The organism is Rothia sp. HMSC061C12 (assembly GCF_001815755.1).
GTDB classification, from domain to species: Bacteria; Actinomycetota; Actinomycetes; order Actinomycetales; family Micrococcaceae; genus Rothia; species Rothia mucilaginosa.
In genome coordinates, this window is sequence record NZ_KV821873.1 from 1 (window position 1) to 944 (window position 944).

1 protein-coding gene is annotated in these 944 nt (G+C 54.4%); it reads right to left on the minus strand.

What is annotated here, in order from left to right:
• On the minus strand, positions 1-719 hold a 719-nt coding region (locus tag HMPREF3055_RS07000), incomplete at its 3' end, for an ATP-binding cassette domain-containing protein (RefSeq protein ID WP_141758481.1).
• Positions 720-944 lie beyond the last annotated feature (225 nt).

The following is a 944-nucleotide window of genomic DNA, read 5'->3' on the forward strand; positions in this document are numbered from 1 at the left end:
GTGCTGTAGTTACCCTCGAAGAGGCGCAGATGCGCCAGCCCCTGGCGGTCGGCGTGAAGCTCGGCAATCACGTTCACGCGCTCCAGCAGATCGCGGTCGTGGCTAATGATGAGTGCCGGGCAGGTGAGGGTTGCAAGAGCCGTATAAAGCCGATTCTTCGCCGAAGAATCCAGATTATTTGTGGGCTCATCCAGCAGAATGAACTCGGGGTTTGAATATAGAAGCGCGGTGAGTGCGGCTGTGACCGTCTGACCACCTGAAAAGGTGCTAAGGGGACGCATCAGAAGGTTGCGACGGGCCTGTGTATCGGTCGTAGTGAGGGCAGGACCAAAACCATGTTCGGCAAGGGCTACGAGGGTGCGTTCTTCAATATCCCAGGCGTCGCCTATGGTGTCGTAAAGGCTGGGGGAATATTCACCCGATTCCAGCGCATCAAGCGCCTGCAGTATTTTTGTAATTCCAAAAATATCGGCAAGATGCTGATGCCCACTCAACCCTAAATCTTGCGGTAAGTACGCTATGTGCGGTGGGGTGCTAATTGTGCCTTGACTAGGGTTTATGTCGCCAAGAATAAGTCTGAAGAGGGTAGTTTTTCCGGTGCCGTTATCGCCGATAAGCCCGGTGAGTGGCGCAGAAAATACTGCCGAAAGGTCCACAAACAGTGGGGGCTGGCTCGGGTGTGCGTACGAAATATGGTCGAGTGTAATGTGGTGTGGCATGGGCCGAGTTCCTTCGAGTAGGTGCTCGGATTCCTGCCAGCGCACGTGAAGGTGTGAAGGCATGAAAAAACCCGAGCGTAACGGTGAATAGACCTATGCCCGGGTGCGTGCGCGCTGACAGAAATACGCAGGATAAAGCGACTATATGGCTGTGCCTATAAACCTGCTGCGTGAGCGCGCGAAAAATTCTGTGAGGTCCGGGCTTATGCTCGGTGGGTCATTTCT